At 68.8% G+C, this 19,644-nt stretch carries 15 protein-coding genes; 6 read left to right on the top strand and 9 right to left on the bottom strand.

Annotated features, from left to right (window positions below; all coding sequences use genetic code 11):
* Positions 1-5: 5 nt before the first annotated feature.
* Positions 6-1,688 carry an ABC transporter family substrate-binding protein gene (locus K3G64_RS15270; RefSeq protein ID WP_238885457.1) on the top strand — a complete coding sequence of 561 codons (1,683 nt, stop codon included), beginning with the start codon at positions 6-8 and terminating at the stop codon, positions 1,686-1,688.
* Here the strand turns inward: K3G64_RS15270 and K3G64_RS15265 are convergent.
* On the bottom strand, positions 1,675-2,931 hold the full coding sequence (locus K3G64_RS15265) for an alpha/beta fold hydrolase (RefSeq protein ID WP_238885455.1): 1,257 nt from the start codon (positions 2,929-2,931) through the stop codon (positions 1,675-1,677). The two genes, K3G64_RS15270 and K3G64_RS15265, sit on opposite strands and share 14 nt — an antisense overlap.
* Before the next feature lie 179 nt (positions 2,932-3,110).
* Between K3G64_RS15265 and K3G64_RS15260 the strand changes: the two genes are divergently transcribed.
* On the top strand, positions 3,111-4,475 hold the full coding sequence (locus K3G64_RS15260) for a wax ester/triacylglycerol synthase domain-containing protein (protein WP_238885454.1): 1,365 nt from the start codon (positions 3,111-3,113) through the stop codon (positions 4,473-4,475).
* Between the two features lie 31 nt (positions 4,476-4,506).
* On the opposite strand, the gene K3G64_RS15255 is transcribed toward K3G64_RS15260, so the two are convergent.
* The 5 genes from K3G64_RS15255 to K3G64_RS15235 all read right to left on the bottom strand — a co-directional run bounded on the left by K3G64_RS15255 (position 4,507) and on the right by K3G64_RS15235 (position 11,334).
* A complete protein-coding gene (locus K3G64_RS15255; RefSeq protein WP_238885453.1) occupies positions 4,507-6,042 on the bottom strand; it encodes a GMC family oxidoreductase in 1,536 nt (511 codons plus the stop codon).
* A gap of 37 nt (positions 6,043-6,079) precedes the next feature.
* Complete coding sequence (locus K3G64_RS15250; protein ID WP_238885452.1) at positions 6,080-6,706, bottom strand: DUF1326 domain-containing protein; 627 nt, start codon at positions 6,704-6,706, stop codon at positions 6,080-6,082.
* A 14-nt stretch (positions 6,707-6,720) separates the two neighbouring features.
* Positions 6,721-7,506: a DUF2182 domain-containing protein gene (locus tag K3G64_RS15245; RefSeq protein WP_238885451.1), complete on the bottom strand. Its 786-nt coding sequence runs from the start codon at positions 7,504-7,506 to the stop codon at positions 6,721-6,723.
* 61 nt (positions 7,507-7,567) lie between these two features.
* Positions 7,568-10,189 carry an AAA family ATPase gene (locus K3G64_RS15240; protein WP_238885450.1) on the bottom strand — a complete coding sequence of 874 codons (2,622 nt, stop codon included), beginning with the start codon at positions 10,187-10,189 and terminating at the stop codon, positions 7,568-7,570.
* Positions 10,186-11,334, bottom strand: coding sequence for a metallophosphoesterase family protein (locus tag K3G64_RS15235; protein ID WP_238885449.1), 1,149 nt, complete (start codon positions 11,332-11,334; stop codon positions 10,186-10,188). The genes K3G64_RS15240 and K3G64_RS15235 overlap by 4 nt, the downstream gene beginning before the upstream one ends.
* A gap of 104 nt (positions 11,335-11,438) precedes the next feature.
* Here K3G64_RS15235 and K3G64_RS15230 point away from each other — a divergent pair, with 104 nt between their 5' ends.
* Positions 11,439-11,957, top strand: coding sequence for a SixA phosphatase family protein (locus K3G64_RS15230; protein ID WP_238885448.1), 519 nt, complete (start codon positions 11,439-11,441; stop codon positions 11,955-11,957).
* On the opposite strand, the gene K3G64_RS15225 is transcribed toward K3G64_RS15230, so the two are convergent.
* Positions 11,954-12,511: a DUF3558 domain-containing protein gene (locus K3G64_RS15225; protein WP_238885447.1), complete on the bottom strand. Its 558-nt coding sequence runs from the start codon at positions 12,509-12,511 to the stop codon at positions 11,954-11,956. The two genes, K3G64_RS15230 and K3G64_RS15225, sit on opposite strands and share 4 nt — an antisense overlap.
* A complete protein-coding gene (locus tag K3G64_RS15220) occupies positions 12,508-13,074 on the bottom strand; it encodes a DUF3558 domain-containing protein (RefSeq protein ID WP_370646951.1) in 567 nt (188 codons plus the stop codon). The genes K3G64_RS15225 and K3G64_RS15220 overlap by 4 nt, the downstream gene beginning before the upstream one ends.
* A 114-nt stretch (positions 13,075-13,188) precedes the next feature.
* Here K3G64_RS15220 and K3G64_RS15215 point away from each other — a divergent pair, with 114 nt between their 5' ends.
* The 3 genes from K3G64_RS15215 to K3G64_RS15205 are packed head-to-tail and all read left to right on the top strand — an operon-like array spanning position 13,189 to position 19,037.
* Entirely contained in the window at positions 13,189-14,940 is a 1,752-nt protein-coding gene (locus K3G64_RS15215; RefSeq protein ID WP_238950699.1) for an ABC transporter ATP-binding protein, read from the top strand.
* Positions 14,937-16,856 carry an ABC transporter ATP-binding protein gene (locus K3G64_RS15210; RefSeq protein ID WP_238885445.1) on the top strand — a complete coding sequence of 640 codons (1,920 nt, stop codon included), beginning with the start codon at positions 14,937-14,939 and terminating at the stop codon, positions 16,854-16,856. Before K3G64_RS15215 ends, K3G64_RS15210 begins: the two co-directional genes overlap by 4 nt.
* Positions 16,857-16,874: 18 nt before the next feature.
* The gene (locus K3G64_RS15205; protein WP_238885443.1) at positions 16,875-19,037 is read left to right on the top strand and encodes a molybdopterin-containing oxidoreductase family protein; all 2,163 of its coding nucleotides are present in this window, start codon (positions 16,875-16,877) and stop codon (positions 19,035-19,037) included.
* Here K3G64_RS15205 and K3G64_RS15200 read toward each other — a convergent pair whose 3' ends face one another.
* Positions 19,038-19,595 (bottom strand): hypothetical protein, encoded by a 558-nt coding sequence (locus tag K3G64_RS15200; protein WP_238885441.1) that lies wholly within the window; start codon positions 19,593-19,595, stop codon positions 19,038-19,040.
* Positions 19,596-19,644 lie beyond the last annotated feature (49 nt).

Below are 19,644 nucleotides of genomic sequence, written 5' to 3'. Positions count from 1 at the left end.
ATCGCATGGAGATTCGACGCTTGGCTCGGGCCCTGGGGCTGGCAACTGTCATCGCCGCGCTGACCCTGACCGCTTGCTCCGGTGGCAACGACGAAGTCCCGTCGGCCGGTGGCTCCGCCGAGGTCGGCACGACCAACGACATCAACCCCCAACCCGTCGATGAGCTGCAGCAGGGCGGCAATCTGCGGCTGGCGCTCAACGACTTCCCGCCGAACTTCAACTCGCTGCACATCGACGGCAACACCGGTGACGTGGGCGCGTTGATGCGCTCGACGATGCCGCGCGCGTTCCGGATCGCCGCCGACGGCTCGGCCTCCGTCAACACCGACTTCTTCACCGACGTCGAACTCACCAGCACCGACCCGCAGGTGGTGACGTACACCATCAATCCCGACGCGGTGTGGAGCGACGGCACGCCGATCACCTGGGAGGACATCCAGTCGCAGATCAACGCGACCAGCGGCACGGACGAGGCGTTCGCCATCGCCGCCACCAACGGCAGCGACCGGGTCGAGAAGGTCGAACGCGGAGTCGACGACCGCCAGGCCGTCATCACCTTCGCCCAGCCGTGGGCCGATTGGCAGGGCATGTTCGCCGGCAGCTCCGTGCTGCTGCCCAAGAGTTCGACGGCGACCCCGGAGGCGTTCAACAGGGCCCAGCTGAGCGGTCCCGGCCCGTCGGCAGGCCCGTTCATCATCTCGAACCTGGACCGCGGCGCCAAGCGAATCACGTTGACCCGCAACCCGAAGTGGTGGGCCACCCCGCCGGTGCTGGACACCGTCACCTACCTGGTGCTCGATGACGCCGCGCGGATCCCTGCGCTGCAGAACAACACGATCGACGCCACCGGCCTGGCGACTCTCGACGAGATGGAGATCGCGCGGCGCACCCAGGGCGTCAGCGTCCGGCGTGCTCCCGGGCTGGCGTGGTACCACTTCACCTTCAACGGTGCGCCGGGTTCGATCCTGGCCGACCCCGCGCTGCGGCGCGCGATAGCCAAGGGCATCGACCGCAAGACCATCGCCGAGGTGACACAGCGCGGGCTCGCCGACAACCCGGAGCCGCTGAACAACCACATCTATGTCGCGGGTCAGGAGGGCTACCAGGACAACAGCGGTGTCGTCGCCTTCGACCCGGACAAGGCCCGACAGGAACTCGACGCACTCGGCTGGCGACTCAACGGGCAGTTCCGCGAGAAGGACGGCCGCCAACTGGTGATCCGCGACGTGTTGTTCGACTCGATCGGCACCCGCCAGTACGGGCAGATCGCGCAGAACAACCTGGCCCAGATCGGAGTGAAGCTCGAACTCGACATCCGGCCCGCCGCCGGCTTCTTCACCGACTTCGTCACCGTCGGCAACTTCGACATCGCTCAATTCGCCTGGAGTGGAGACGCATTCCCGTTGGCGAGCCTGACTCAGATCTACCGCACCGGCGCCGAGAGCAACTTCGGCAAGATCAGCACCCCGCAGATCGACGCGAAGATCGAGGAAACGGTCAGCGAACTCGATCCCGTCAAGGCCCGCCAACTGGCCAACGAGCTGGACAAGTTGCTGTTCGAGGAGGTGTTCAGCCTGCCGCTGACGCAATCGACCGGAAACATCGCCGCGCGAACCAATCTGGCGAACTTCGGTGCGTTCGGCCTCGCCGATCCCGACTACACAAAGATCGGATTCATGAAGCCGTGACCCGGTTGACTGCGCGCGGAACCGCAGCCGGCACAAGCGCTTCGAGGGTCGCGGCGGCCTGAAGCACCCCGATCAACGTGCGTACCGCCAGTCCCGCCGGTCGGGAATCCAGTTCGGCGGATCGCTCCGGCAGTTGCGCCGCGGTGCCTTCGTAGACCGCTTGCACGACGGCCAGCGCCGCCCGCTCGCGAAGGTCGACGATGCTGTGGCCGGCGGTCGGCAGCTCGACCAGGACGGCATCGCCGATGAGCGAGGCGATCCGCCGCGCGACGGTCGGCGGCGTGATGAGGTCGCGGCCGCCCGACACGACCACCGTCGGCCAGCTGAACCGGGGCATCTGGGCGACCAGATCGTAGGGCTCGGTCTCGAATGCGATTGTCTCGGAATCGGATTCCCGATACGCCGCGGCCGGGTCCAGAGGCTTGCCGTCAGGATCGGCGGCGTAGTTGAGCTCGCGGTAGGCGATCCGGTTCACCAGGTCCGGCTCGTGCCGGTAGGGCGCCTTGCGTTCGAGCACGAACCGCGACAGCCGGTCCATCGCCGACCACAGCCAGTGGCGGCCGCCCGCCAGGAGGTCGAGCTGGCGCCGCAGGACCGCCGGTCCGGCGAACCCGTACACCGCCATCGCCAGTTGGGTGGCGGCGGGCGTCAGCACATCGTCGCCGACGAGGCGGCGCATCGTGGGCGCGATCTGTGCGGTCTCGGCATCGGCGCCGTCCCACAGCGAACGGCGGGTCGCCTGGCGCACCGCGTCGATGTCGTCGGCCGACAGCAACGGGGAGTCCAGGACCATCGCGTGCACCAGGTCGGGGTGACGCACCCCGACCCCGGCGGCGACATAGCTGCCGTAGGAGGTGCCGTAGATCACCGCTTTGTGCACCGAGGCATCGTCGAGCACCGCGGCGACGTCGTCGACCACCTGGTCCATCGTCATCGCGTCAGGCGGCAGGTCGGCACCGTCGTCGCGGTGGCGCGACATCCCCACCCCGCGGTGCTCGACCATGATCACATCGAGGCCGGCGGCGGCGGCGCGGCGGCGAAACCCCCGGTACAGCGCGACCGACGCGGCGCCGGGCCCGCCGGGAATGAGCACCAGCGGACGGGCCGACTTGCGACCGGTGCGCACGTAGTAGAGATCGAACTGCTCGTCCGACCCCGGACACACCGGCCTGCGGACCGGGCGTACACCGGGCAGCGCCGCGAGCCTGTCGTGCGCTCGCCGACGCTTGGCGCTCATGGTCATCGACTTCATTGTGCCCCGCGCCGCAAGGATGTGGGGCTGTCGGATCGTCGCAGCGGCGCCTTCTTCGCCCGGAAGTGCCTGTGACGTTGGAAGGTGTTGCGAGGGTAGAAAGTCCTCAACTCGGACAAGGGGATGACTTGGTGTCGAACGCGGTCGTAGCGTGTGGGCGGGAGTAGACAATGACCGATTTCATGCGCAATACGGACGCCTTCACCTGGGCGATGGAAAGCGATCCACGCCTGCGGTCGACCGTCGTGACGACGATCATGCTCGACGAGGTGCCCGACTGGGATGTGGTCCGCAACCGCCTCGACCTGGTCAGCCGCCGGCTACCGATGTTCCGGCAGCGGGTGGTGCCCTCACCTCCGCCCGCCCCGCCGCGGTGGGAGACGGCCCCCGACTTCGACCTCGACTTCCACCTCCGCCGCGTCACCGCTCCGGCGCCCGGCGGGCCGGACACGGTGCTCGAGATGGCCCGGCTGGCGGAGATGGCCGACTTCGACCGCGCCCGCCCACTGTGGGAGGCCACGCTGATCGACGGCCTCGCCGACGGCAGGGCAGCCCTGCTGTGCAGGTTCCACCACGCCCTGACCGACGGCGTCGGCGGCGTCCAGATCGGCATGACCCTATTCGACCTCGAGCGCGACGCGGGCCACGCGGCCATCCTGCCGACCGAGCCTCACGCCACGGACCGGCCGTTGCTCAGTGGTTATGCCGACGTGTTGCGCTACGACGCCCAGCTGGCCGGAACCTCACTCACCGCGGCCGCCAAAGCGGCACCCGGCTTGCTGTACAACGGGATTCGCCATCCGATCGCGGCCGCCAACGCCGCGACCGCCACCGCTGCGTCGGTGTACCGCACCGTGCGTCCGGTCAACCGCACCGGTTCGCCGCTGATGGCCGAACGCAGCCTGGTGCGCCGCCTCGCCGTTCACGATGTCTCCCTGGCCCGGCTTCGCGACGCGGCCCACCGGTGCGACGGCGCGCTCAACGACGCGTTCGTCGCCGGGGTCACCGGTGGGCTGCGCCGCTACCACGAGAAGCACGGCATCGAACTCGGCGATGTGCATCTGTCGATGCCGATCAGCCTGCGCACCGAGACCGACGAGATGGGCGGCAACCGGATCACCCTGATGCGGTTCGACGTGCCTGCCGGCATCGCCGACCCCGCGCAGCGGATCCGCGAGATTCACCGGCACGCAAGGCAGGTGCGGCACGAACGTTCGCTGCCGTACACCCAGATGATCGCCGGGGTGCTGAACCTGATGCCGCGCTGGTATATCGGGTCGATCCTGCGACACGTGGACTTCGTCGCCAGCGACGTGCCGGGCATCCCGGTGCCGGTGTATCTGGGCGGCGCACCGGTCAGCGCCCAGTATGCGTTCGGTCCGACGATCGGCGCCGCGGTGAACGTGACGCTGCTGACCTATGTCGACACCTGCCATTTCGGCGTGAACGCCGACGCTGGGGCGATACCGGATTTCGAGATCTTCCACGACTGTCTGGTCGAGGGTTTCGACGAGGTGCTCGCGCTGGCCCACTGACCGGGTCGGCATGCGGGCACGATCGCCCGGCTCAGGTGGCGATGAGGTCGGCGGCCTTCTCGCCGATCAGCACGCTCGGTGCGTGGGTGTGCCCGCGGATGATCGCCGGCATCACCGAGGCGTCGGCCACCCGCAACCCGTCGACCCCGCGCACGCGCAGTTGCGGATCGACCACGCTGGCGTCGTCGCGACCCATGCGGCAGGTGCCGACCGGATGGTAGAGCGTGTGCGACACGTAGGTCAGCGCCTGCTCGAGGGTCTCGTCGTCGAGTGAGGTGGCCTCGCGAGGCCGGGCGATCCGTCCGATGACCCCGTTCAGCGCGGGCGCCTGCGAGATCGTCGCGCACATGCGCAACCCGGCCATCATCGCGGCACGATCGACGCCCTCGGGGTCGGAAAGGTAGCGCGGATCGATGACCGGCTTGTCTCTCGGGTTCGCCGAGCGCAATTCGATGCTGCCGCTGCTGCGCGGCTTGAGCAGGATGGTGCCCAGCACGACAGCGTGCGTGTCATGGGGATCGCCGACACCCTCGTCGAAGAACGGCGCGGGCGCGAAGATCAGCTCGAGGTCGGGCAGCGCCAGGTCGTCACGGCTGCGAACGAAGCCGTAGGCCTCCCCCACGTTGGAGGTCAGCATGCCGCGACGGCGCAAGAAGTAGTTCAGCAGCTGCAGCGGCTTCTCGGCGCCGAAAAGCGAATCATTCGGGATGTCGAAGCCGAGCGCGGCGATGAGGTGGTCCAGCAGGTTCGACCCGACGCCCGGTGCGTGCGCCACCACCTCGATGCCGTGCTCGGCCAGCCGCTCCCGATCGCCGATTCCCGAGAGCATCAACAGCTGCGGGCTGTTGATCGCACCGCCGCAGAGCACGACTTCACGGCGGGCTTTGATGACGCGCCGCGACCCGCCCTGCTCGATCTCGACGCCGACGGCGCGGCGGCCGTCGAAGACCACCCTCGTGGCCAGCGCCTCGGTCTCCAGGGTGAGGTTGCGGCGCTTGAGCGCCGGCTTGAGGTAGGCATCGGCGGCACTCCACCTGGCGCCGCGGCGCTGCGTCACGAGCGTCTCGCAAAACCCCTCCGGCGCCGCCTGGTTGGGCTTTTCGACCCGGTAACCACACTCCTGGGCGGCAGCCAGCCACGCCGCCGTAGAGCTGCGCGGGCTGCGCTGACGGGTGATCGACAGCGGTCCGCCCTCGATGCGCTGCAGGTACGGCTCGAGGTGCGCGTAACTCCACTGCTCGCCGGCCGCCTCGCCCCATTCGTCGTAGTCGGCTGCGAAGCCACGAACCCACATCATCGCGTTCATCGACGACGAGCCGCCGACCATCTTGCCGCGCGGCCAGTAGATCTCGCGGCCGTCGAGTTCCTTCTGGGGCTCCGTCAAATAGTCCCAGTCGACCTCGCTGCGGAACAGCTTCTGAAACCCGGCGGGGATGTGGATGTACATGTTCTTGTCGCGCGGACCCGCTTCGAGCGCCACCACGGCCACAGACGGGTCCGCGCTGAGCTTGGCCGCCACCACCGATCCGGCGGAGCCTGTTCCCACGACGACGTAGTCGGCCTCCATCTGCCGAAGTCTAGGAGTTGATCAACCCGCGTAGGGTTCAGTTGTTGGACCAGTCGAACTCGTACAGGATCCAGTTGGTGTCGGTGAAGTCGAGCCGGATACCTTCGGCTTCGACGGAGAAGGTGCCGATCCCGCACTCGCCGCGAGTCCAGATGAAGCCGTCGGGCAGCACGATCTGCGCCTGGTGGGGCTCGCCGGTGACGGGGTTCTTGAAACTGCCCCCGGTGGCGCGGCCGACACCCTCGGCTGTCATGGTGGTGTGAATTCCGTTGCCCTCGAAGCTGATCGGCGCCTTGACGAGTCCGGCCACCTCAAACGTGGTCCCCAATATGCCCCATGGGTCGCCGCCCAGCTGACCGGTGTAGATCTGTGCCAGGCTGTCGATCTGTTCGTCGGCGGTCTCGGGTTCGACGATGAAGACCGCTTTGCCGCCGCCGTCGTGGATGGCCTTCGGCCAGTCGATCACCGCGATCGCCTTGACGCCGGAGAGGTCGACGTCACCGCAGGCCCCGTCGATGATGTGGTTGCCGACCATCGCCCGGCAGCTGCCGTCGGCCGACGTGGGGAACCCGTGGAAGTTGCACCCGCACCCGGGCGCGCAGTTGCAGAACTCGTAGCCGCGGCCCTTCAGATGCCACCGCAGCCGTTGCTCCGTCGTCGTCATGATGTGCCTTTCGATCAGAGGAGATGGGTAATGAGTTCCGGTTGCACCAACAACGCGGCACCCAGGGCCAGCAGCGCGACTCCCGTCGCGCGGGCGAACTGCTCACCGAACGGGGCGGTCTTCTCCACGAGGATCAGCACCGCGAACACCAGCATCCACGCCAGATGCATTGCGCCGAAGGCCACCAGCAGCGCCATGAGCAGCCAGCAGCAGCCCACGCAGAACACTCCGTGACGGCCGCCGGCGACAAAGGCACCGGTGGGACGGTCGAGGCGCCTGCCGTGTCGCAGGAAGAACGACATCGGTGATCGGCAGTGCCGCAGACACACCGTCTTGAGCGGTGTCAGTTGATACAGCCCCGCGGCCACCGCGACCGCCCCGGCGACCCTGCCCGCCCACGGGCTGCCGGTCATCAGGGGCTCCTCGAGCCGACGCCAGGCGACGTACGCCGGAACCCCGACAACAGTCCACAACGCGAGGTAGCCACCGACGAAGAACGCCGTCGGGGCGGCGTTACCCCTCGCCGCGGCCTGGCGGTAGAGCCGGACCACCGGCACCACCGCAGGGAACATCATCGCCGCCATCATCGCCACCCATGCGACCAGGAAGGCGACGAACGACATGGTCGGTTGGGAGTCCATCGGCATTGCATCGGCCATAGCGCCGGCCATCGCGTCATCGGCGCCCATGTCGCCGGCGCTGGCCACCGACCACCACCAGCCGACACCGGCCAGGAGCAGCAGCACCACCGGCGGCCAGAGATCGCGTCCGGTCGTCCCGTGGGTTTCGCTGATGCTCACCTCGATGTCCCCTAGACCCACTATGACAGGGTCACCCGGAGATCGGTGGAGATTGCCGCCCTCAGTTGTTGAGCTCGATGTGGTGAGCGCCGTCCACCGCGGCATAGCGATCGGGGCTGCACGTCAGCACGATCACCTGCCCGTCACCGCCGACCGCGTTGAACACCGCACCCATCTTGACCAGCCGGTCGGCGTCGGTGAAGCCCAACGCGTCGTCGATGATCACCGGGACAGTGTCCTCCTCGGCCACCAGCGCCGCGCCCGCCAACCGTGCCACGATGCCCAGTTGCTCCTTGGCGCCGCCGGACAGCGACTCGTAGGGCACGGTGCGGCCAGCAAGCGTGCGGCTGCAGACGCGTAGCTCGCTGTCCACCTCGACTTCGAAGCTGTCGCCGAACACCAACCGCCCCAGGCGCTCCAACTCACCACGGAACGGGTCGACGTAGCGCTGCCGGGTCGCGTCCCGGTGCCGCTCGATCACCGACCGCAGCAGCTCGGCAGCGCGCGCTCGACGCTGCACCCGAATGTGTTCGGCCACGGCATGCTCGCGTTCGGTCTCCGCCTCGTCCAGTTGCCCCTTGCGTCCCTGGGTGCCGTACACCTTCAGCTGTGCGCTCAGGTCCCGCAACGCGCCCGCCACTTCGTCGTGAGCCGCAGTCAGGGCATCGGCCTGATGTTGCGCCTCGGCCATCGCGGCCGCGACGGCGTCCGGAGCCGTCTGAGCGACCTCCGCGCTGAGTTCGGCGACCAGTTCGGCGGCCCGCCGAGCTTCCTCCGCGTGCGCCTGCGCTCTGCCGGCCAGCGCCTCGTCGGCGATCGCTGAGCGCTGTTCGTCCAGGCGCCGACGGGAGTTGCCGAGCTCGGTCTGCGCGGTGGCCAGCTTGTCCCGCAGCACGGTGACCCGGACCTGCTTGTCGCCCAGTTGTTCAGCGGCGGCGACGGCGACCTTGCGGCGCATCTCGCAGTCGGCGTACACCTCTTTCTGCGCAGCCGATGCGGCCTCGAGTTCGGCGCGGGCCGCGGCGATGTCGACGTCGAACAGATCGGCGTGGCCGGGTTGACGCTCGCGCAGTGCGGCCAGGCGAACCCGCAACTGGTCGGGCGACTCGTCGGCGACAAGGGCCCGGTACGTGGCGCAGGCCCGGTCCCGGGTCGCGAGCAGCTGTTGGCGTCGCAGGTCGGTGGCCCGCGCCGCCGCCAGGTCGCCGACGCCGGCGTCGGCCAGCGCTGAGGCCAACACCTGCTGCGCGGCATCATGTCGTGCGCGTGTCTGCGAAGCAGGCGATCCGGGCACCAGGCGTGCGGTCAGCACGCCGGGCACCTCGATGTCGGTTTCGGCGCTCACACTCGTCGACCATGACTGGCCCGTGCTCAGGGTGACCGTCTCGCCGTCGACGCGGAGCTGAACCTGGGCCAGCGCGACCAACTCGATCTGTGCGGACGCCGACTCCACCTGCGCCGTGGCGATGTCGACCGCCGCCTTGGCCTCCTCGATCGCCCGCATGGCCTCGTCGGAGAGCATGATCGATGCGAGGTCCGCTTCGACGCCGTCGCGTTCGCGCTGCGCGGCGTCGATCGTGGCCAGCCTCGCAGCGATCCGGTCCGCCTCGTCACGGTCGGTCAGCTCCTGTACCGCGCGACGGGCGGCCTCGCCCCGGGCCTGACTCGCCGCCAACGCTTCTCGCGCCTGCTCGGCAGTGGCGTCGGCGTCCTGCCGCACCTCGGCTGCGGTCTCCAGGTCCTCTGCGGCCGTCGCCACCGACACCTCGAGTACGGCGATCGCGGCAGCCCGCTGCTCGATGTCGGCGCGCAGCTTGCCCCGCTCCTCGATCGCGGCACGCGACGCGTCATGGTTGGCCTGCGCGGCATCGGCGACCAGCCGAGCCTCCTTGAGCTGGCGGGTCAGTTCCGCCACCGCGTCGGCGGCCTCCCGTGCGGCGGCCAGCTTTCTCGACGCGTCGGCGCGCTCGGGGGCCAAACGGGCGAGTTCGCCGGTGAGCACCGCGTGCCTGCGCACCGCGTCGTCGACCTCAGCAACGGCGGCGGCCGCGGCGGCCACTCGCTCCTCGGCGGCCTGCAGCCGCTTGACGGCCGCCAGCCACTCCCCTGTCGGCCGGCCGGTGCGGGTGAAGTACCGGCCGTACTCGGCCTCGACGCGGTCGATCAGCAGCGGCTCGGTACCCGATACGGCGACCGCCTCGCCGGCGGCGACGTCCAGCGCGCGCGACAGCGCGTCACACCCGGACAGGTCCACTGCGGCGGTGGACGCCGACTGCAGCACCCGTTGCGCCTGCCACAGATCGGTGTCGACCGTCTCGGCGAGCATCGCGTTGACCCGCTCGTGCGCTTCGTCACCGGTGAACTGTTCACGTCGCGGCGCCAGGACCGTCAGCTCCGTCTCGCAGCGCTTGTGAAACCGCTTTCGGTACACGAAACGATATGGCCCCGTCGATATTTCGGCCGTGACTTCGGCGCCGACATCGGCATGCGTCGGCTTGACCTCTTTGACTTCCTTCTTCGTAGACCGGTCCTTGGCCTCCAGCAACAGGTCGAGCGCCTCGATCATCGACGACTTGCCGACCTCGTTGGCGCCGCAGACCACCACGACGCCGCGGTCCGGGAAGACGATCTCGCGGTGGCTGATGCCGCGATAGTTGCTCAGTGCCAATCGGTGTAGCTTCACGCCACGCCCCGATCCGCGAGCCGCAGCAGCAGGGCCAGCGCGGCGCGTGCGTCCTCGGCGTCGGCACCGCCGGTGCGGGCGGCCGTGACCAACTCGTCGACCGCCGAGGCCGCGAAACCGCCGATGCCCAGGTCGTCGAACTCTCCGTCGGCCGGAAGCACCGCGATCTCGGTCTGCTTCTCCCACAGGCTCATCGCGGCGAACAGACGGTGATACTTGTCGAGGCAGGCGTCGAGCGCGGCCTTGTCGGTGACGGTGAGCGATCCGGTCAGCGCGATGCGCACCACCGTGCGTTCCTTGTCCGGCATCTGGTCGAGGTTGATGTCGAGGTCGGCGATGTCGCGGTTGTCGTCGACCCCGCGGCGCAGCGTGACGAACCGCCACCGCCCCACCTTCTGCGGTGCGACCCGCACATGGTGGGCGGGGTCGTCCTCGTCGACGTCGACGACCAGCACGTGGCCCGGATCGGTCTCGATGTCGTCGTAGTTGGTGACTTCGGGAGACCCGGAGTACCAGATCCGGCCGGTGGTGCCGACCTGCATACGAGAGTGCTTGTCTCCCAGGGCCACATAGTGCACCGCGCCGCGCTCTATGGCGGCCTCGAGCGCGGCGAGGCGGATCAGTGACGGCCGGTCCTTGTCCGGCACGTGGATGTCGACCGCGCCGTGACCGACGACGATGCGGGCCGTGCCGTCGGCGGGCAGGTCCTCCAGCACGCCTGCGACCGGGTCCGACGCCGGCGCCTTGGACGTCCACGAGGCGGCCACCAGATGCAGGCTGGGCCGGACCTCGTGGACACCGGCACGGTCGAGCACCGTGACGTTGTCGGGGCACTCCGCGGTGAACAGCGCGCTGGTGTAGACCGACGAGGCGTCGAGCGGGTCGTGATTGCCCGGCAGCAGGTACACCGGAACGCCGATCGCGCGCATGGCCTCCAGCGACTGGCCGACGTCGCGCGGGGCCAACTGGTTGTGCTCGAAGACGTCGCCGGCAACGACCACGAACTCGGCGCCCACGTCGGCGGCGAGCCGCCCGAGACCGGCGACGGCGTCCCGCCGCGCGGCCGAATACCGCGGCTGGGCCTCGCCGTTGAGGAAGTAGCGGGTCATGCCGAGTTGCCAATCGGCGGTGTGCACGAATCGCATCTCGCCCCCTCCCCTGGGTTTGTTCGATTGCCGGGCACCGCGAGTGTAGGACCGGGCCCCGACAAGTCCCGGGACGTCGCGCGGCATGCCCTACCGTTGATCGAATGAGTGCCCCGTACCGCACCCTGCTGCTGCTCCGGCACGCCAAGTCGGACTACCCGCCGGGGGTCCTCGACCACGATCGGCCGTTGGCACCAAGGGGGGTGCGCGAGGCGGGGCTGGCCGGTGACTGGCTCAGGACGAACGCGCCGAGCGTCGACGCCGTCCTGTGCTCGACGGCCGCCAGGACACGCGAGACCCTGGCCCGCACCCGCATCGCGGCGCCGGTCGACTACCTAGACCGGCTCTACGACGCGACACCGGGCACCGTGATCGACGTGATCAACGGCGCGCAGTCACGCTTCGACACCGACGTGCAGACGCTGCTGGTGATCGGCCACGAACCCGCGATGTCCGCGGTCGCCCTCGGCCTGTGCGCCGCCGAGAGCAGTAATTCCGCTGCAGCCGAACATATCTCGGTGAAGTTTCCGACTTCGGCCATCGCGGTGCTACGCATCGGCGGCCGGTGGGACCAGCTGGCGCTCGACGGCGCCGCCCTGGTCACCTTCCACGTGCCCCGTTAGGCGCGGGTGGCCAGCGTCAGCTCCATCAGCTTGAGCGCCATCCCGCAGGCATCGATGCCGGGCGACTGCGGGTTGACCCACCAGCCGACGACGCCGGCGGCGTCACTGGCCACCCCACAGGCGCCGTTCGGGTCGTTCGGGCGCATCACGAACGACTGGATGCCCGCCACGCGCTTGTCCTCGATCTGGTACCCGAGCCGCTCGGCGACCTGGCGCTCGTGGTCGAGATCGCCCAGCTCGAACCAGAACCGGGTGATGTCGACCAGGCCCGCCGGGTTGGCCGCCTGCCAGCGGCACACGGCGCCGACGAAGGTGCTCTGGATGTCCAGCGGATCGGCGCCGACGGTCTCGGCCAGGATGTCCTCCGTCAGGACGTCGCACTCCTTGAGCAGGTTCGGGTATTCGCGCTCGGATTCGTTGTTCCGGGGAACGTCGCCCGACCCGGCCCTGGCCGCGGTGCCCTCGACGGTCTGGGTGCAACCCGTCAGGACGGCGAGGGCGGCGAGCACGGCGGCGATGCCCGCGGCCGGCCGACGCGGCGACACGCTTCTCATTCGGAGTTCACAATCGATTGGCGGGTCAATTCCTTGGCGACGTCGCAGGGGTCCGGGAACGGCGGCGCGCCGTAGCTGATCGACCACTCGATGAAGTCGTCGTCGAACTGGATGCCGACCTCACACAGGTTGACCCCCGCCGTCGGGTCCTCGGTGTAGCCGATGAACCCGTCGTGACCTTCGATGTTGATGTCCTCGACCGCGGTGCGCGACAGTTCCATCGTCTTGCGCTCGCGGCCGATCGGGCTGCCACGGAACCAGGTGAACGAGAAGTGCGGGCCCAGGATGCTGCCGCCGGCCAGCCACTGACAGCCCACCGAGGTCTTGGCGGTGTTGACCAGCCCCGGTACCCGGGTCTGCTTGGTGATCTCCTCGTCGCTGACACCACCGCACTGGGGGAAGAAGGGGCCGTGCGCGACGTCCTGCTGGGGCGCGGACGTGTCCTGCGGCACCTGCGGACCCGTGGGCTCGGAGTCCGAGCATGCGGTGACCAGCGAGATGACAGCTGCGGCCGCAACGGCGAGGCAGCGTGTCGCGCGCGTGCTGTGGGTCACGCCATGCACTGTAGCGACAGGTCAGACGGTCAACCACCGACATGCCGGTTGACCTGCGGACTCAGCCGACTCTCAGGCGCTGTGCGGCGTGGGTGCCCGGAAGCGATGTGCGACAGTAGCGGGATGCTGTGGGCGCTGCTGCGACAGTATGCGCGGCCATACCGAGGGCTGCTGGCGACCGTCGCCGTCTTCCAGGTCATCAGCACGCTCGCCTCGCTGTACCTGCCGACCGTGAACGCGGCGATCATCGACGACGGGGTCGCGACCGGCAACCTGCGGCGGATCGTCGAGTTGGGCGGTGTCATGCTGGCCGTCACCGCGCTGCAGGTGGTGTGTGCGGTCGGTGCGGTGTACTTCGGTTCGCGCGCGGGCATGGGATTCGGTCGCGACCTGCGCTCGGCGATGTTCCACCACGTGACCGGCTTCTCGGCCGAGGAGACGGCACGCTTCGGCGCCCCGTCGCTGCTGACCCGCACCACCAACGACGTGCAGCAGATCCAGCTGCTGGTGCAACTGACGTGCACGATGCTGATCACCGCGCCGATCATGTCGGTCGGCGGCATCCTGATGGCCGTCCACCTCAACGCCGGGTTGTCGTGGCTGCTGCTGGTCAGCGTGCCCGTCCTGGCGCTGGCCAACTACTGGATCGTGCGGCACCTGCTGCCGATCTTCCGGCGAATGCAGCGCCTGGTCGACGGCATCAACCGAGTGATGCGCGAGCAGTTGTCGGGGCTGCGGGTCGTCCGCGCGTTCGCCCGGGAACCGTTCGAGCGCAACCGCTTCGCCGAGGCCAACCGGGCGCTGGCCGACACCGCGTTGGAGGCGGGCCGGTGGCAGGCGCTGATGTTGCCCACCACCACGCTGGTCATCAACGTCTCCAGCGTCGCGTTGATCTGGTTCGGCGGGTTGCGCATCGACGCCGGCCAGATGGAGGTCGGCGCGCTCATCGCGTTCCTGTCCTACTTCATGCAGATCCTGATGGCCGTGTTGCTGGCGACGTTCATCCTCGTCATCATCCCGCGCGCGTCGGTGTCGGCCGACCGCATCGGCGAGGTGCTCGCCACCGAGGCGAAGATCACCAGCCCGCAACACCCGGTGCGGCCGTCCTCGATCCGCGGAGAGATCCGGCTGGTGAACGCGACGTACTGCTATCCGGGTGCCGAACAGCCGGTGCTGCAGGATGTTTCGCTGACCGCGCGGCCGGGGACCACCACGGCCGTGGTCGGGTCCACCGGTTCGGGCAAGTCGACACTGGTGGCGCTGATCTGCCGAATGTACGACGCGACTTCGGGTTCGGTGCGCATCGACGACGTCGACGTACGGGACTACGACCCCGAAGATCTGTGGTCGGCGATCGGTGTGGTTCCCCAGCGTGGCTACCTGTTCTCCGGGACCGTGGCTGACAACCTGCAGTTCGGCGCGACCCCGGGACGTGTGGCGTCCGAAGACGAGATGTGGCAGGCGCTGCGTGTGGCCGCCGCCGACGACTTCGTGCGCGCGCACACCGACGGACTGCTGATGCGCGTCGCTCAGGGCGGCGCCAACTTCTCCGGCGGTCAGCGGCAACGGTTGGCGATCGCGCGGGCGGTGATCCGCAGACCCGCGGTGTACCTGTTCGACGACGCGTTCTCCGCGCTCGACGTGCACACCGACGCAAGGGTCCGGTCTGCGCTGCGAGAGGTCTCTGCCGACTCGACGGTCGTGATTGTGTCGCAACGCATCTCGACGGTGGCCCAGGCCGATCAGATCCTCGTCGTGGAGGACGGCCGCATCGTCGGCGCAGGCACTCACGAGTCGCTGCTGGCGGACTGCCCCGAGTATGCCGAGTTCGCGGCGTCGCAGTCGCTCGGCGCGAGCGTCGGTGGCACCTCATGACCGCGCCGATGGCGCGGCCGATCCGCGGCATGGTGCAGGCACCCACGGAACGGTCGCGTGACTTCACCGGATCAGCGGTCCGACTGGTGAAGCGGCTGACGCCGCAACGGGGCCTCACCGCGGCGGTGATCCTGCTGGGCGTCGGCGGTATCGCGGTCGGCGTCGTCGGCCCGCTGATCCTCGGCCACGCCACCAACCTGTTGTTCAACGGGGTGGTCGGCAGGCAACTACCCGCGAATCTGACCAAGGAGCAGGCGATCGAGGCCGCCCGCGCCCGCGGCGACACGACATTCGCCGACCTGCTCTCGGGCATGGACGTGGTCCCGGGCCGAGGCGTCGATTTCGGCGCCGTCGCCCGCACCCTGCTGCTGGCGCTGTTCCTGTATCTGGTGGCGGCGTTGATGGTGTGGCTGCAGGCCCGGCTGCTCAATGTCGCGGTGCAGCGCACCATGGTGACACTGCGCTCCGACGTCGAGGACAAAGTGCACCGGATGCCGTTGTCCTACTTCGACTCCCGGCAGCGCGGCGAGGTGCTCAGCCGCGTCACCAACGACGTCGACAACATCCAGACCTCGCTGTCGATGACCATCAGCCAGCTGATGACCTCGGTGCTCACCGTGCTGGCAGTGCTGGTGATGATGCTGACGATTTCACCGTTGCTGACCCTGCTGACGGTGGTCACGGTGCCGTTGTCGCTGTGGGCGACGAAGGCGATCGCCAAGCGGTCACAGGGCCTGTTCGTCGCGCAGTGGGCCAACACCGGCCGGCTCAACGCCCACATCGAGGAGACCTACAGCGGCTTCACCATCGTCAAGACCTTCGGCCACCGCGCTGCCGCCCAGAAGCGGTTCGGCGAGTACAACGACGACGTCTACGACGCCAGCTTCGGCGCGCAGTTCTTCTCCGGGCTCGTCGGCCCGAGCACCACGTTCATCGGCAACCTGAGCTATGTCGCGGTGGCCGTGGTCGGGGGCCTGCAGGTGGCTACCGGCCAGATCACGCTGGGCGGCATTCAGGCGTTCATCCAGTACGTCCGCCAGTTCAACCAACCGCTGACCCAGGTGGCGGGCATGTACAACACGCTGCAGTCCGGCGTGGCCAGCGCCGAGCGAGTGTTCGATCTGCTCGACGCCGAGGAGCAGACGCCCGATCCGGCGGCCGCGTCGCCCGAGTACAGGGTGCGTCCGCGTATCGGGTCGCCCGCTCGGGTCGGGTTCGACGACGTCACGTTCAGCTACTCCCCCGGCACACCGGTCGTCGAGAATCTGTCGCTGGTCGCCGAACCCGGCAGCACGGTGGCGATCGTCGGACCAACCGGGGCGGGCAAGACGACGCTGGTGAACCTGCTGATGCGGTTTTACGAGGTCGACTCCGGCCGGATCCTCGTCGACGACGTGGACATCTCGTCGGTGAGCAGGCAGTCGCTTCGGTCGGGAATCGGCATGGTGCTGCAGGACACGTGGCTGTTCGGCGGCACCATCTACGACAACATCGCCTACGGCAGGCCCGATGCGAGCGAAGACGACGTCATCGCGGCCGCCAAGGCGGCCTACGTCGACCGCTTCGTGCACATGCTGCCCGACGGGTACCAGACCAGCATCAGCGACGACGGCGGGCGGATCAGCGCGGGCGAGAAGCAGCTGATCACGATCGCCCGCGCGGTGCTGGCCCGGCCGCGGCTACTGATCCTCGACGAGGCCACCAGCTCGGTCGACACGCGCACCGAGTTGCTGATCTCCCAGGCGATGGCCGAGTTGCGCCGCGACCGAACGAGTTTCATCATCGCTCATCGGCTCTCGACCATCCGCGACGCCGACGTCATCCTGGTGATGCAGGCCGGCCGGATCGTCGAGCGCGGCAGCCACGCCGAGCTGCTCGCTAAGCGTGGCGCTTATTGGGCTATGACACAGGCCTGACGCCGTACGCTCACCGTGATGAGCGATACGGTCTACACCTTCTGCAGGTACTGCCTGGCCTGCTGCGGATTGGAGGTGACGGTCGACGGCAACCGTGTCACCAAGATCGCGCCCGACAAGCAGAACCCGCACACCTGGCAGGATTTCTGCGCCAAGGGGCGCACCGCCAACCAACTCGTCGAGCACCCACGGCGGATCCTGAACCCGATGCGGCGCGTGGGCGACACCTACGTAGAAGCGACGTGGGAGGAGGCCATCTCCGACATCGCCGCGAGGATGACCGCCGCGATCGAGGCGGGCGGCCCGGATGCGGTCGGCGTCTACTACGGCAACCCGTCCGGCTTCTCGTCGTCGAACATCATCTTCATGAACGGCTGGCTCGACGCGATCGGCACGCACAGCCGCTACTTCGTCGGCTCGGTCGACCAGAACGCGATGCACGTCGTGGCGCAGAAGATGTACGGGTCTATCTTGATGGCACCCGTCTCCGACGTCGACAACTGCGACTACTTCCTGCTGGTCGGAACGAATCCGGCGGTGAGCGCGTGGAATTGGCTGGAAACCGTGCCCGGCGGGTGGCGGCGGGCGTTGGACCGCCAGAAGCAGGGCGCCACGATCGTCGTCGTCGACCCGCTGCGCACCGAGTCCGCCGACAAGGCCGACATCCACCTCGCGGTGCGGCCGGGCCAAGACTGGGCGCTGCTGCTGGCGATGGTCAAGGTGGTGCTCGACGAAGGCCTGGAGCATCAACATGACTGCGCCGAACTCGCCACGGGCGTGGGCGATCTGCGCGCCCTGGTCGCCGAGGCGGACCTCGACGACCTGGCCGGGCGGTGCGATCTCCCCCGGGCTCGGATCGAGCAGGTGGCGCGTGACTTCGCCGCCGCCCGCAGGGCGATGGTGGTCACCAGAACCGGCGTGTCGTTGCACCTGGCGGGCACGGTCGCCGAATGGCTGGGCCACGTCCTCAACGTCATCACCGGCCGGATGGACCGGCCGGGCGGCCGCCGCTACGAACCCGGCTATGTCGACGCCATCCGGATGTCGGCCATGGTCAAGGCCCGGCCGCACCACAGCCGGCTGCTGGGCCGGGAGATGATCGCCGGCGCGCATGCGATCAGCGAGTTGCCCGACGAGATCACCACCCCCGGACGCGGGCAGATCAGGGCGATGCTGATCAACTGCGGCAACCCGGTCGTCTCCGGACCGGACGGCGCCCGGCTGGACGCGGCGCTGGCGCAACTCGATCTGCTGGTGGCGATCGACTTCGTCCAGCGCGAAAGCCACCGCCACGCGCACTGGCTGCTGCCCGCGACGCACTGGCTCGAGCGCGACGACCTGCTGGCGTTCACCAGCAACATGCACGACGAGCCGTACCTGCACTACGGCGCCAAGGCCGTCGAACCGCCGCCGGGCGCGCGGCAGGAGTGGCAGATCTTCACCGATCTCGCAATCGCGATGGGAAAGCCGATGTTTCGGGCCAAGGGGCTCAACGGCTTCATCAAGGCCACCCGTGCGGCGGCGCGCCTGACCGGTAGGCGCGGGCTGGAGTTCGGCCCGCACTGGATAGACCGCCTGGTGGTGGCGACCGGGCGAAAGTTCAACGGCCGCAGGATCAGATGGCGTGAGGTCAAGGAGCACCGGCACGGCTGGGTGCTGGGGCCGCGGGAGTTCGGTCACTTCCGCGAAGCGCTGCGCACCGAGGACAAGAAGGTGCACGCGGCACCGCCGGAGTTTCTCGCCCGCGCTCGCGAACTGCTGGCCGAACCGGCCCCGGAAGCGCCGGTCGGCTATCCGTTCCAATTGGCCAACCGCCGGAGCCGGCACTCGATGAACTCCTGGCTCAACGAATTGCCTGGCCTGCATCCGTCGGGTAAGCGCAGCGAGGTCGTGATCCACCCCGACGACGCGGCGGACCTCGGCGTCGGCCAGGGCGATCTGGTCAAGGTGTTCTCGCCCGTCGGTGCCATCGAGCTGCCTGCCGCGCTCAGCGATCGCCCGCGGCCCGGCGTCGTGATCGTCGATCACGGCTGGGGCTCGAGGATTTTCGATCCGCGTGGCGGTGCCGACCCGGTGTCCTACGGGCAGAACCGCAACCTGCTGGTCGATGCCGGGCCGGTCGATCCGCTGTCGCAGACGTCGGCGCTGAGTTCGCAGTACGTCGGCGTCGAGCGGGCCTGACTAGAGCTGCGGCCCCTCGGCGCGCAGGTCGTCGACGTTGCGCATCGCCTCGCGCAGCTTGCCCAACCATTCGTCGGCATGCTCGCCGACCAGCCGCACCGACCAAGCCAGCGCGTCCGACCGAGACCGTGCCACGCCGGCGTCGACCAGCGTGTCAAGCACCTGCCGCTCGGGTTGACGCAGCCGCGTCATAACCGGAACAGCCAAGTGGGTGAACAAGGTTCGTTGCGAGGCGTCGTCACCGACCTGGACGCCCCACGCCACCTTGCGCCCGTAGCGGGCCTCGGCCTCGTCGGCGATGCGCATGCGCTCGCCGCGGGTGTCCTCACGGAATCGCGCCACCCTGCCTGCCGCCCGCGCCTCGTTGTCCTCGCCCTCGGACTCGGGAAGTCGGCCGATGACCGTGATCTCTTCGCGGTCGACGACGACGGTGGGGTCGCCGTCGAACCAGCCGTCCGGGAGGCGACCGACGAACCAGTCGGCCGCGTCGCCTGCGTCGGGTTGCTGGGCCTGATGCCAACCGCCTGGGCGGCGCCGGCCGTGGTGGATGTGTCTCATGATTACATGATTACACCGTTGCAGCACTGGTGAGCGTAGTTTCATCCCA

It is taken from the genome of Mycobacterium sp. IDR2000157661, from assembly GCF_022317005.1.
GTDB lineage: Bacteria > Actinomycetota > Actinomycetes > Mycobacteriales > Mycobacteriaceae > Mycobacterium.
The sequence above is the reverse complement of the archived record's forward strand: the minus strand, read 5'-3'. Positions and strand labels throughout refer to the sequence as shown.